This is a genomic window from Spirosoma sp., from assembly GCF_026391055.1.
Taxonomy (GTDB): Bacteria; Bacteroidota; Bacteroidia; order Cytophagales; family Spirosomataceae; genus Spirosoma.
Genome location: NZ_JAPLET010000017.1, coordinates 252,077 through 265,682, shown reverse-complemented (window position 1 = coordinate 265,682; position 13,606 = coordinate 252,077). Strand labels below are relative to the sequence as shown.

10 protein-coding genes are annotated in these 13,606 nt (G+C 46.5%); 1 reads left to right on the top strand and 9 read right to left on the bottom strand.

What is annotated here, in order from left to right; translation table 11 throughout:
• Positions 1-107: 107 nt before the first annotated feature.
• On the top strand, positions 108-1,520 hold the full coding sequence (locus NT073_RS09940; protein ID WP_297372507.1) for a hypothetical protein: 1,413 nt from the start codon (positions 108-110) through the stop codon (positions 1,518-1,520).
• An 86-nt stretch (positions 1,521-1,606) separates the two neighbouring features.
• On the opposite strand, the gene NT073_RS09935 is transcribed toward NT073_RS09940, so the two are convergent.
• From NT073_RS09935 to NT073_RS09895, 9 genes are all read right to left on the bottom strand, one after another.
• The gene (locus tag NT073_RS09935; protein WP_297372505.1) at positions 1,607-3,139 is read right to left on the bottom strand and encodes a carboxypeptidase regulatory-like domain-containing protein; all 1,533 of its coding nucleotides are present in this window, start codon (positions 3,137-3,139) and stop codon (positions 1,607-1,609) included.
• A gap of 45 nt (positions 3,140-3,184) precedes the next feature.
• Positions 3,185-4,615, bottom strand: a complete 1,431-nt coding sequence (locus NT073_RS09930) for a CsgG/HfaB family protein (RefSeq protein WP_297372503.1) — start codon at positions 4,613-4,615, stop codon at positions 3,185-3,187.
• Positions 4,616-4,693: 78 nt separating this feature from the next.
• Positions 4,694-5,116 (bottom strand): curli production assembly/transport component CsgF, encoded by a 423-nt coding sequence (locus tag NT073_RS09925; RefSeq protein WP_297372501.1) that lies wholly within the window; start codon positions 5,114-5,116, stop codon positions 4,694-4,696.
• 24 nt (positions 5,117-5,140) lie between these two features.
• Positions 5,141-5,662, bottom strand: coding sequence for a hypothetical protein (locus tag NT073_RS09920; RefSeq protein ID WP_297372499.1), 522 nt, complete (start codon positions 5,660-5,662; stop codon positions 5,141-5,143).
• Positions 5,663-6,053: 391 nt separating this feature from the next.
• Positions 6,054-7,301, bottom strand: coding sequence for a hypothetical protein (locus tag NT073_RS09915; RefSeq protein ID WP_297372498.1), 1,248 nt, complete (start codon positions 7,299-7,301; stop codon positions 6,054-6,056).
• A gap of 1,205 nt (positions 7,302-8,506) precedes the next feature.
• Complete coding sequence (locus NT073_RS09910; RefSeq protein ID WP_297372496.1) at positions 8,507-8,896, bottom strand: hypothetical protein; 390 nt, start codon at positions 8,894-8,896, stop codon at positions 8,507-8,509.
• Between the two features lie 70 nt (positions 8,897-8,966).
• Positions 8,967-10,703, bottom strand: a complete 1,737-nt coding sequence (locus NT073_RS09905) for an RIP homotypic interaction motif-containing protein (protein ID WP_297372494.1) — start codon at positions 10,701-10,703, stop codon at positions 8,967-8,969.
• 713 nt (positions 10,704-11,416) lie between these two features.
• Complete coding sequence (locus tag NT073_RS09900) at positions 11,417-12,349, bottom strand: RraA family protein (protein WP_297372798.1); 933 nt, start codon at positions 12,347-12,349, stop codon at positions 11,417-11,419.
• A gap of 85 nt (positions 12,350-12,434) precedes the next feature.
• Positions 12,435-13,373: an RraA family protein gene (locus NT073_RS09895; protein WP_297372492.1), complete on the bottom strand. Its 939-nt coding sequence runs from the start codon at positions 13,371-13,373 to the stop codon at positions 12,435-12,437.
• Positions 13,374-13,606 lie beyond the last annotated feature (233 nt).

The window sequence follows — 13,606 nt, the reverse complement described above, 5'->3', positions numbered from 1 at the left end:
TATTTCGGCTGGTTCAGACCGACTTCTTTCCAATCAAAAGTTTGTACCGTAACACTGCCGGGAGTTTTTATAAAATGTGCTCTTGACTTATAAACGCCTATTTTCCTGTGATGCCAACGTCTCGGTTGTTAGTAACCGTCCTTTCCATATTCGTTTTTTTGTTTCTGTTAACGCTATGGCACCGCACCCCAACCGGTGATGATGCTTGGTTCGCTGAGCAATCTTATTGGCTACAGAAAGATGGAATCATACGCTCCGAGTTTTTTAGGGGTATTCTTGGTTGGGAAAATCAATTGCTTGTTAGCCATAAGCTGTTTCTTACTTTGGGTGCAGGGTTAATTAAGCTACTCGGGCTTGGTCTGCCAACGGTTCAGCTTATGGGGTTGATTCCGTTCGGTGTCATTCTGGCCGAAATCATTGCTTATATACGCCAGGAAAACAAATTGAATCCGTCGTACTTTATTCTGCTTATTTTAATCCTGGTCTTCTGCAATCGGGTGTTGATCAGATTGAGCTTTGAGAATCGCCCTGAATTGCTGCTGGCGGCCATAGGCTTCGGTTCATTCCTGTGTATTAGGTCCCAACGTCACCCCCTGCGCCATGCAGCATTGGCTGGCTTACTAGCGGGCCTGGCTATGCTGTGTCATCTCAATGGAGTCATTTACCTGATCGCTGGTGCGTGTACCTATTTATATACCCGCCGATTGAAAGAAGCGATGTTTTTTTCGCTTGTTGGCGGATTGACAACATTGGCCTACTTCATCGACATTGTGCAGGCAAGAGACGGCTTTTCAATCTGGTACTATCAATTTCGCCACGATCCTGCTACGCAGACTGCTTTCGACTGGCATTCCAAGCTGGAGGTTATGCTTACGTTTCCGAGGCTGTTTTTTGAATCTCCCGAACAGGCGGCCTTGTCTGGACTGCTGGTATTCATGCTTTGGCATCAGCGCCAGTTCATCCATCGATTGCCCGGTTTGATCAAGTTCTATTCGTTGATTTTGCTGGTTTCGTTCTGGCTCATTACCAAGCACGGCTCCGGGAGCTATATGCCTCTCTTTATGCCCTTTATGCTGGTCATCATATACGAGCTTTATCGCAGCAATCCCTTTACTGGCTGGAGCCTTCGGATTGTCCTGGCGGCCTATTTTATCATTGGCCTTTATGGAACCATAGAGATAATCTACGCAAATTATACACTCGGTAGTGTCCCGGTAGCTTACCAGAAACTGCGGCCATACATTCCCGACAACGCGACGGGCCTGGTACCGCTCACGTTTTTCTTCGACGAGTACGAGCAATATCCACGCTTGTTATGTCATGAGAACTTTACGTACTATTCAACAAAACAGGAAGATTTTCCCCTCTGGGCGAATCAGCACAAAGCTGGTTTTATACTCATGGACTATTTGTATAGGCCAGAAGCCTTTTATCCAAAACCAGGCACGAAGAAATTACCCTTCTATAAACTAAGCTATTATGATGGCCGATTTGCGGTTTATCTGCATCAAAGTCCATAAGTAAGTGCAGACAATACCCCGTTGAGCATAGGCTACAGCGCTTTTCGGGGTATTGTCTGCCTCTGGCCTGTATCGCCAACAGGGCCTTATCGCCAGTAGGGCATTTCGGCCGAGGTAAACAGTTGTTTCCGGTTCGAGGATGTGCTCTGGCCAGTCGTGAAGTTCAGGTCCAGGGTATACACGGAGCGTACTCCGTTGCCCGTGTTATCGGTATTTGTAAAGATAATCTGCGCACCATTTGGCGAAAAACGGGGGTCAATGTCGTTGGTTCCGGCCGGTTTACCCGCGGCACCCGTACCTGACGAACTTTGGCTGGACGATAAACTGATGATTCCATTCGTATTCAGATCGAGCAGATACAGCCGGGCGTCGAGCTGGCGGCCCTGTTCATTCATGAAGCCACTGGAATCGGCCGAAAAAACCAACCGGCGGCCATCGACCGAAAATGCCGGATTCCCCACCCGTGCCGACCGCTGGCTATAGACCAGTTTTAATGCCGAACCATCGGCCATAAACGTTGTAATTTCATTATCATACACACTGGTGCCGGTTGTCCGGGCGGCAATCCGGTTGCCTTGCGGAGTCCAGTCGCAACCGGCAAATACCCGTCCACCAGACGCCTGGCTTACTACCCGGAGGCCAGTTCCATCGGTACGAACGGCATACAGGCGGTCGTTGCTGGGATAAAGCAGCTGGGTGCCATCCGGCGACCAGCTGAACGACAGATCCGTCTGGTACAAACCCGATATGGGCACTGTAGTAACCTGCCGGATATTCGTACCGTTGGCATTCATGACGTACAAGTGCAGTTCGGTGTTTACGTTTGAGATAAACGCAATTTGTTGACGGTTCGGGCTGGCCACGGGTCGCCAGTTGCTGCCGTCGCGGGTAAGCTGAACGGCCGGGCCGGTTGCGTTTGCCGAAAAAATCTGGTACTGGCCGTTGGTACGGCGCGCAAAAATGAAGCTATAGTCGGGCACTTCACCAATGCGGAACGACCAGACTGGCCCATTTACTGTGTTGACTTTATCTTTTACAATGACCTGCCACAGATAGGTGGTGTTGTACTCCAGGGCCGACACGTTCAGGGTGTCGACGGTCAGCCCTGTAAACGACGAGGTGGGTGTGGTGCTTCCGCCTTTAAACAGCAGCACATCGTACGTAAGGCTATCCCGGTTTGGGTCGGTAGCTTTCCATTTAAGGGTGGCTGTCGTTGACTGTATGGTTGTATTGGTGGCGGGCGATACCAGCGTAGGCGAAGTTGGCGGCCTGTTGAGGGCGGCATCTTCCGTTACTAAAATGGTCACCAGCGCAGAGGCATCGGCTGTGGCCGAAACCGTTCCTATACCCGTTCCATAGTTGGCTTTTGTTACCTGAATGGTGTAGCTGCCCACCAGCACACTATCAAAACGAAAATAACCGGACGAATCCGTTGATATAACCCGACTGGTAGGCGACAGCGTTACGGTAGCGCCCCGAACGGGTTGCTGCGTGGTGCTGTAAAGTACTCTTCCCCGAACGCTGGTGAGTTGAACGGGCGTAACGAACGTTTCTTCATTGCAACTCCAGAGGCCAATCAGGCTAGCCGCCAGAATGGTTAAATAGATAAAGTATTTCATTATAAAATTTGAGATCGATTGGTCAAGCGGTAGCGGGCCGATACGTTATTTGTTCGTTACCGGCTGCTGCGGAGTGAGTGGCTTCACTTTTGGTGGTGAGAAGCGGCCGATATGGAAAACCAACCCCAGCGTTCCCCGCAGGTAGTAGTCATTACGGGTTCCGGCCACTTTACTGTCCAGCGCATCCGTAAAAGGCTGGTTATAAGACAACGTAGAGCGAAATCCGATTAACTTACTCGGCGAAAACTGCACACCAACTCCCCCCTGAGCCTGTAAGTAACTGGCTCCTCGCCATTGAAAGGGCGATGAGCCACTCTGCGAAACAGCACCGGCACCCGCAAATAGTAAGGACGTCCAGCGCTGATAGGGCGTTAAACGAAGAATCAGATTACCTTCCAGGGAGGTGATGTTCGTCGAAAAAGCCCCTTCGCTGGCCAGAACGCCCGTAGCACCGTTCACTTGCAAGCCAAAGGCGGGTGTAATATGGAAATCGACAGAAGCTCCGTAACTTCCTTTTATAGTATGGCGAGCGTAGTCGCCATAATACCGCATCGCACCGGCATAGGTGTGTATGCTCAGAAAAGGCGGAGCTACTTCGGGACGTATGCCGTACACATCCGTTTCGCTCATTACGGTTTTCTCTTTCTCGTAGTCTTTCACAACCGCCTGCATGGCAGCAACCTGATTATCGGCCGGGAGCCATAATCCATCTCGTACACCCTCAATGATGAGCCCCTGAACGGCCTTTTCGATGGCTTCCGTCACCGCCAGTTGACCCGGTTCGGTCGTGGTCAGGCCCGTTTCGGTTTCCAGCAGCCGTTTAAAGGTCACATACCGAAACAGGCTGGCGTTGACCGTTTGCGACAGAATGGTTTTGGAGGTATAAATCGTTTTAAGAATTTTCCCCGACTTTGTGGATACAGCCCGCAGGTAAACCGTTACCCGATCCTGCCGATACTGTGTTGAGCCACCGGCGCTGAAGTACTGAAGCCCGCCACCACCGGTGATGATATTGGCATCGTACGAAACAACGCCCCCTTCCAGAATAATACCAGCAAACAACAAAGGAGGCAAATTCTCGCCTTCTTTATACTGGGCTACACTGGAGCGAACAATTTTTCGCTCATTGAGAAGATTACTGACATTCTCGCGTTCGATGGGTAAAAACCAGCCACTCTCTTCGAGCGCTTTAAGCAGTATGTTGGTAGTTCCCTGGGTAACGGCGGTGGAGAAGGTCGACCCCGCTTCAATCTGCTTATACTGACCGGTTAAGTCCCGAAACTTGTAAACGGCAGTGATGATTTTTTCTTTGGCAACCGGCAGTCGGTGTAAGTCCGCTGTAACTGGTGTTTCTTCTCCTAGCCGAGCGCGACGGGCTTTTGTGGGTTGAAAGAAAAAAGCGGTACACCCCGACAAAATGCCCACCAAGCTAGTCAGCATAAGGAGCTGGATAGCTTTGAAAAAAAGTACTTTCATTGGATGAGTTAAAGAAGAAAAAGAGGAAGTAATGCGGTACCCGGATTGGGCGATTACTAACACCCGTTGCCCGACCAATCAATAATATGGGATGGTAATGGAGGTTTCTCCACCCTTTCCATCCACGATCCGAACAACAACACCACTAGCGCCATTGCTGATATCGACCTGGTATTCACCGAATTTGTACGTGCCGGGCTTGAGTGTTCCCTCGCCAAACTGAGAGCCTACCAAGCTGCTGGTAATGCGGCTTAGCAACTGACTCTGGAGAGACTGAGCAAACGAATTGAGGGAACCGGTTTGCGTTGTTCCATTTGCGGTACGGACCGTTGCCGTGGGATCGGTGGTGCGGTCCTGGGCCTGGGCCGAACTTAACATCCACGAATAGTTGAAGGTGTTGCCCCCAAAATTTGGATTGTTGGGGTGGTATACAAATGCCTGAGCAGAGCAGTAGCCAGCCAGACAAACCACGAAAAGAAGAGTAAATAAACGTGTTTTCATGTTGGGTAAGAGAAACGTGATTAGTTAGAAAATGCCGGTTCCCTTTTGATCGTCGTTCTCAAGGGATCGTTGAAGCTCCTGATAATTAAGTACATACTGATTGATAACTTCGGCTGCATTGAACGCATACAGCTCAAGCACTTCCTGACGGATCTGGACGTAGTTCTGCCAAACCAGCTGATCATTCAGCGAGACTGAAATAATGCTCGTACCGGCCCCCAAAGCAGGTAACTCATCAATTGTAACAACGAACGCGTTAATAGCCAGCTCTACGTTTGGGCTTATCTTAAGGGTTGTATCGGTCGGGAAAAGGGACGCGGCTGTCTTTGGGAGTTCGGCATAATGGCGGAAGAACGCTTCATAGAAATCGCGGCCGATCTTCGACCGGGTATTATCCAGCAGCAGCGTTTCGGTTCCTTCTTCGGTTATTACCGCTTCATTCATGGTTCCTTCGTCCAGCTTTCCCTCCAGATCGGGGTCCTGCGCCCAGCCGGCAAAACTGACCAATGTCAAACAAATCAGTAGTAATTCCTTTAGCCGTTTCATGAGGTTTAGCGCTTAATACCGTCAGCTACACCCATTGGTGCATAATCAGTCGACTGCAGTATAACCGATGTAGAAATTTTAGGTATGACCAGTCAAAGACGTTTACTAATAGATTGTATTGGTAAGATAAAAATACCAGCTCTTTTTTGAATAGTTACTTTTAAGGTAAGTAAATGATATATGTATCGATTAAATGGTATATATGAGGTGTGTATTTTTAATTAGTTACTTATAGTTTTATATAGACCGTTAAGTTGTAGGGCGGGTAGTTGCCTATTGCTCCTTTCATAACCTGGAAGCTGGTTAGGAAACAGCTTTCTGCTCAACCGTAAGCCGCTCCATCTGAAGCGGCTTACGGTTGAGCAGAAAGCTTTACTCGTAAATTGGCTGCTTAAGGGGCAACGCCAGTCTGAACCACAGAAGCCGAATTGCCCGAACCAAATTGCGATACAGTTGCCAGGTTACCCAAGCCCGACTGGGTAACGCTCAGCATATTTGTGTTGCCACTTTGAACCAGAATGGCCGTCTGATTGCCATCCGCCTGCGATACCATTAAATCGTTGCCATTGCCCAACTGCCGTAACGTAGTCAGGTTGCTATTGCCGGTTTGAGTAATGTCAATCATGTTGCCTATTCCATACTGTGGAGGCAGAATATAACCTCCATTTGCCACAACCCGGTTGTTATTCCCAGTCTGGACAGAGGTAAACGTGTTCTCACTACCACCGTCGCGGAACACACCCGATTTGTTGTTGTTGCCGGTCTGGGTGATACTGGCCGTGTTTCCACTGCTGAAGTAATCCTGAACCTGACCGTCATTATTGTCGCCTACCTGAATGATGGTGCTGTTATTATTGCTACCTACTTCCTGAATAAAGGCGTTGTTCGCCGTACCGTTCTGCGACATCACAGCAACGTTATTGGCACCGATCTGCTGAAGACCTATCGGGCCGCTTCCATTATCATTATTACCAATGGTGTTATTACTACCCAGTTGAATGACATCTGCTGTATTGCCGTTTCCATCCTGATTAGCCAGGAAGGTGTTCATGTTACCCCCCGTTTGCGCCATTCTAATTATGTTGTCGTTACCGGTCTGGGTAATTGTAGTGGTGTTAAAGTTGCCGTACTGTGGCGGTAATATATAAGAACTGGTTGCCAGAACCTGATTCCGATCGCCCGTCTGTGTTGTTGTAAAGGTATTATTTGAACTGCCCGTAGTGTGGAATACGCCTGATTTGTTGTCGTTACCGGACTGGGTTATGGTCGAAACATTCAGGTTCGATGCACTGTTGTCAACGGCCTGTCCATCATTGTTATTACCCGTTTGCGTAACAGTAGTCGTGTTCTCGTTGCCCCGCTGATAAATGTAGCCGTTGTTGCCGTTCCCATTCTGGGTAATAGTACCCGTATTAGAGGTTCCGTACTGCTGCAATCCGCTGGTGCCAAGGCCGTTATCACTTTGGCCGACCTTATTATTGTCGCCAACCTGGGTGATGGTACCGGTGTTTAAGCTACCGGTTTGGATCGTCCCTACGCTGTTGCCGTTACCCGACTGGGTTAAGGTAGTGCTGTTCTGGGCGTAAGATGATGCTGCTAAGGCAAGCAGCGCAATACCTGAAAGAATAAACTTTTTCATGTTTAAGGGTAATAATTAAAAGGGTAGAATTGATAGAGGTTTTAACAGTCTAGATGCCTGGGCATGTCGTAGTGCAGATCTTACAGGTGGCTTGGCTTTAATACAGTGAGCATTACCACTAATGTGCGTGCAATAGGGGTAGAGTTGCTTAATTAGCATTTGGCCGGTTACTTTATAACAAGCCAACAGAACTAATGTCTGGTTGAAAACTTTGCAGCTTTCGTAGGCGATTCAGGTAGCATCACTGCCACACTTTTTAAGGAACGGGTGTTGAGTTGAGGTTGTGAACAGATGGTTAATTAGGTTTTTCTTTAGTGAATAATGGTTTTGATTTTGCTTGTACTAGATAGTAATGTACTGTTTATAATAGCCAATATGGTTATCGGTTTTTGCAAGTTATGTTTAGTTAAGGTTACATTATTTTGAAGAATTTGAATTACTTCACCTCATGTAATTAACATCATAAACAGACTCTCAATAGGCGACCCGGACTGCTATTTAATTTCGCTGTTCAAAGCTACTTTTAACCTTAGTGAAAATCAATGTTGTTGCCTTTACATACTTACATTTTAACGTATATAACCCCCGGGTTTTATACTTAAATAACCGTGGAAATGGTTAATGTGAATTTTTAATAATAAAATATAATATATTGTAATACAGTGCGTTGGATAGAATAAGTTAGTATTTTATATGCGTACGTTCGTGGACAAAGTCTTTATTTTTTATGTATAATAATTAATTTTTTTAAGCCTATATTTAGCAAATGGTAGTGAGAAAAGAGTATTGTTTTTATATTGTAAAAATTAAGCAGTAGTATTGTAGATAATATCGATTTTTAAAATTTAAGGTATATTTTATGTTATGTTTGTTTGCTATTTTGGTGTCAATTATAAAAAAATGTATATAATTTTGTTACTGTATTCTTTCGAAGAATTATTGGCAATTTAATTTGTCTTTAGATAAGTGAGCAACGAATGACTTTGTCGAAGTGGCTCAAGCTTATTATTAGTTTTACTTAACCTGTTTTTTTGATGAGTACTGGTATGCAAAGTATCTGGTATATAAAAAACGTTTTGGAGCCAGGCTATTTTTTGAGATCATGTATTTACATAAGAAAAGCGTCTTTCCACCGTCGTAAAAGACAGTAGAAAGACGCTTCAAAGGGGTACGCTATCAGGCGATAAAGTGTTTGCCCGCTACAATTATTTCTGTTTTCCTTTCTGACTCTTCTTTTTATCAGGTGAGGCAGGCCCCTGGTAAACGCTTATTGTATTACCGCCATTCGTTTGGGTTATAATCGTTTCACCTTGACCGGACTGATTGGCGTTTACTGAATTTTTCGAGCCTGCCGCGCTGTAATCGTCGTTGCCGCCTTGATTGATGGTGACGACATTACCGTTGCCCGACTGGTTGACAGTAGCTCGGTTACCAATCTCCGTGGTCGACTGGTTTATAACGGATGTATTGCCTGAGCCCTGCTGTACGACGGATACTTCATGGGCATTTCCCTCCTGCGTAATAGTCGCTTTATTCTGGCCGCTGGCCGCTGCACCGCTCAAGGCGGCAAGTCCTACTAAAAAGAAGTTTTTCATGATTAACGTATCGTTTAAGCGTAACTCATTGTGTTTTGCCGCCGTAAATAAACTCGAAACAACCTGAAAGCTAGTTGCCAATGAGGCTGATAGTTACTGTATTGCCAGTGCCTGCCTGTGAGACGGAGATCTTTTGGCCATTACCGATCTCCGACAAGTTGACAGTATTAGCTGAACCATTTTGCAGGATATTGGCAATATTATCCGAACCAATCTGGGCTACGTTGGCAATGTTGCCACTGGCTCCGGCTATCTGTTCTACGGTCAGTTTGTTGTTCGACCCTAGCTGAAGGGCTGAGGAATTAAGGGAGGCATCCGCATTTCGAACGATGTTACCGTTGCCGGTCTGCATGATCGTCGCTATGTTTAAATCCCCCGTTTGTTGCAGACGAGCCTGGTTCGAACTGCCTTCCTGATTAATGGTTGCCAGATTGGCATTTGAGTTAGTAGCTGAGGGTAAAAATCCCTGCACAATGGTTGCAATATTCGCACTGCCCGCTGCCAGTAGGTTCTGGCTAATGGTAGCTGAGTTTCCGCCCAGACCACCCTCAGGCGCGGATTGCTGCTGTGTGATCGTCGCTCTATTGTTGCCGCTGCTAAATGCGCCCTGATTAATCGTTGCGTTATTAGCGATTGAGTTTATGGATTGGGTAATGGTCCCTATATCATTAACTCCGGCCTGATTGATGGTTGCCGTGTTAAAGGCGCTCAAATCCTTCTGAACGATAAATGCCTGATTCAGTTGATTGGACTGGGTAACGTTTGCTGCGTTATTATAGCTGCCTCCCTGGCCATTTTTGTTGGCATCGATGCCCAACTGACGAACATCCGCTTTATTGCCGCTGCCGGTCTGGTTAACTGCTACCGTGTTATTAAAGCTGTTGAAATTACCATCGCCATCCTGCGATATATAAGCCGTATGCTGACCAGCCACGGATTGGTTGATAACCGTAGAGTTATTCTGGGAATTGTTACTCTGGCTTACGCTGGCAATCGACCCCAGGACACCTGATTGATTGATAGTAACATCATTCCCTGCTTCGCCTATGCCCCCACTGCCGTTGTTCTGAAAAATTTTGGCGATGTTAGACGCTCTATTAATTTGCGTTATGGTGGACTCGTTGCCCGACGAACTGCCCAAAGCTCCGCCGTTTTGTTCAACGAGAGCCGTTGCATTAAATGCGCTGGCACCCGTGTTGGGGGCAAAACCCTGCCGAACATTAGCGGTGTTGTTGTTCGAATTATTCGACTGACTAATACTTAGGGTATTGTTATTGCCAAACTGGTTTGTTGTAGCCGAGTTTCGGGTGGATACATTGTTTTGGTCAACCGTTGCTGTTTGAGCCGCCCCTGTATTCTCCTGGCGCATCGTAACCAGATTACTTTTCGAATTATCATTCTGGTTAACGGTCAGCACTTGATTGAACCCCCTTTGGAACGTTGTTACCAAGTTGCCATCTCCGCTCGATTCGGCGTTGTTATTTTTCTGGTTGATCGTTGATTGATTACCAACGCCTTCCTGCTCGATAGTAGCAGAGCCGTAGGCCGTACCTAACTGGTTAATGATGGCCTGATTTTTCTCCGAGACTAATGAAGCTGATTTCTGGACAGTCTTTGCAAAATTGCCAACGTTGGTAATCCCGCCAGCCGAGGTCTGTACAATAGTCGATATCAGATCCTTACCTTTCTGAGTAGCCTCTGCACTCTGTTGGTTGCCAGACTGGCTAATCGTCGATGTATTATTCTGTGCGAAGCAGGCTGCAGCAAGCGCTACAATAGCGGCACCGGTGAGGATAATTTTTTTCATAGAATGATGAGAAATAAGGCTCAGGAAAAGCAGATATACACTTTCTCACGACTGGGTTAAGGGCAACTTTCTGGCGGAGTATATCTACCTAAAAAAGTTTTTACACCGTTTATAAAGGCTTTATTTGCTGACGCATCAAAGGTAAAATCAACTTACAAAAAAGCAATAACTATTTTGTTTACATATCTACTTTTTCGTACACCTTTTCTTGATTAAGGTTATCTAAGCTATTTGTTTACTGAGCGTTCTGTTTTTTATATTCCAGTGCTATTAACTAACTGGTTATCAATATTTATAGGCTATTTTTGAACGTTAGATAATTTGTATTTTTAGTAATTTGTACTTTAATTTTTTTTATAATTGTATATTTATACACCTTATAATAATAAATATTTAGTTAGCGGTATATCATATAATTGATTGATATAGGGAATTATATAAATTGTAAACTATTTGTTGGCTTAACAGGATTTATGTGCAAAAAACTTGCCTGTATTACGCCAAAAAAAGTATTCGCTGCCGAATAAATGAATTGACTCACTACCTGTATTTTATACTACCAGATACTACTTGAATTAGATAAGCAATCCCGACAAGGGGTTACTCAAACAACTTCTGTACGTATCGAAGCCGGACTTCATAAGCCAATCGCCAGGAGGCTATATAAAACAACAGCCTCCTTAATGTAAGGAGGCTGCTCAGAAAAACGAGATCTACCAGGTACGTTTGCTCATTACTTTGTCCAGCTCTGGTCTGGTCATGGTGCCTAACTCCGGGTGCTTGCCAAGCCAGGTCAGGAAATTGGTTTTGATTTCATCAGTCCACTGGCTATCAATCTGACCGGTTGTATAACGACCCGATTTAACCATCTCGAACCCAAACTGATCTTTGCGGGTCACAAACTCCGCGGTGCTGATTACCTGTTCGGCCAGGTGAGCGGGTACAAATAACACGCCTTCCCGCTGGGCAATGACCAGATCGCCGGGCAGTACCATCACGTTTCCGATACGGATAGGAGCATTCAGGCCCATCAGGACCATTTCTTCCAGAAAAGACGGGTGGAAATCGCGCACAAACGCATTGAAGCCTTTTATGTTCTGTAATTCCTGAAGATCTCTGGCTGCGCCGTTGAACACGACACCATTGCCCGTTTTACTAAAAATAGCGTTGCCCAGCGTAGCGCCCATTAGTGTGCCGCCACCAATTTTACCGAAGGCATCGGCTACGTACACATCCCCTTTGCTGAGTACTTCAATGGGCCAGGTATTGGTATTGCCCTTCCGCCCTTGCTTGGTAATACCCCGATCCTTGATGAGTTTTTCAACGTCCGGCCGGCTCGGCATGTATACGGCCGTAACTGCCCGCCCCGTAACCGCTACGTCATTATGAATCAGTTTCCAGTTACCTTCAAATTGATTAGTGTAGCCTTCGTTTTTCAGTACCGTCCAGGCGTCGTCAATGCCGATGTATTTAGCCCGTTCGAGTAAGCTATCTGGAATTTTCGGCCGTCCGTCCGGGAATCGTTCCCCTTTCCATTCCGATGTTAAAAAGACCAGTTCGTCTTTCGGTATGGTTTGGGCCTGTAAAGTGCTTTTAAAGCAGAAACCTGCAACAAACGTCAATAAAACGGCAATTCTGAATGTCATCATTTTGGTAAATTAATAATAAAAAGGTTCAGGCCTGATTACCCCATTTTTTAAATACGGTAATCAGGCCTGAACACAAATGTACTTAATGGCCTTCTTTCGCCAGATAACTGTCAATATCCTTTTGGGTGATGGCTAGTTTCTTGGGGTACTTGCCAACCCAGGCTCTGAATTCGCCTTTGATTTTCTCCGACCAGTCGCCGTGAATTTCGCCGGATGGGTATTTACCCTGCTGAAGAAGTACCCGTTCAAATTCGTCGCGCAGGGCGGTCATTTCCGATGCCGATACCAGCCCTTCCACCAAGTGAGCAGGAATAAACACGGTGCCGTATTCATTGGCAAACACGGCATCGCCGGGCAGCACCGTCACGTCGCCGATGCGGATGGGTGCATTGATGGAGGTTGGCGTCATGTCCTTAATGTATGAGGGGTCGTGCCCTTTCACCCAGGCATTGAACCCTTTTGTGTCCTTCAATTCCTGCATATCGCGCACAGACCCATAAAAGATAACGCCTTTGCCGGTTTTGCCGTAAATAGCGTTTCCCAGACTGGACCCGATCAGCGTACCATCTTTAATCTTACCGAAGCCGTCGGCTACATATATATCACCTTTTGTTAATATATCGATTGGCCAGATGTTAATACCGCCCTTTTGGGAGCGACCTTCGGCTTTGCCCTGGGCACGTACCAAACTGTCGAGGTCGGGCCGCATGGGCATGAATTGGGCCGTCACGGCACGGCCGGTCATGGTTTCGCCGGGTTTTAGGATAATCCAGTTTTTCTCGACCTGGTTCCGGTAGCCCTTCTTACCCAGATAGCCCCAGATTTGCTCTAATGTACAATTGGCCAGCCGTTCCATAACGATATCCGGAATTTTGGGACGGCCATCCGCCAGACGCTCGCCTTTCCAGTCGGCGGTTAACGCTTTAATGTATTCGGGAGATGATCCGACCCGCTGGGCCTGGGCAGCAAAGCCGCCCGAGAAGGTGATAAGGGATAAGGCTACTAGTGCTCTCTTTAACATTGCTTTATGTCGTGTTGACTGGTTATACGATTAAGAATGGATTAGGACATGCAGAAGGGTCGCAAAACTTACTGCGCTGATAGTATTGGTTATCTGTTCACAAAAGGCAGTTTCCAGGTAATTCTCAGTAAAAAGACCACTTCATAAGTAAAATACTGGCATTAACCTACTTATATGACAACAGATTACCGGAATAAGCCAACGAACTTTTCTGTTCTCATTTGTCAACGAAT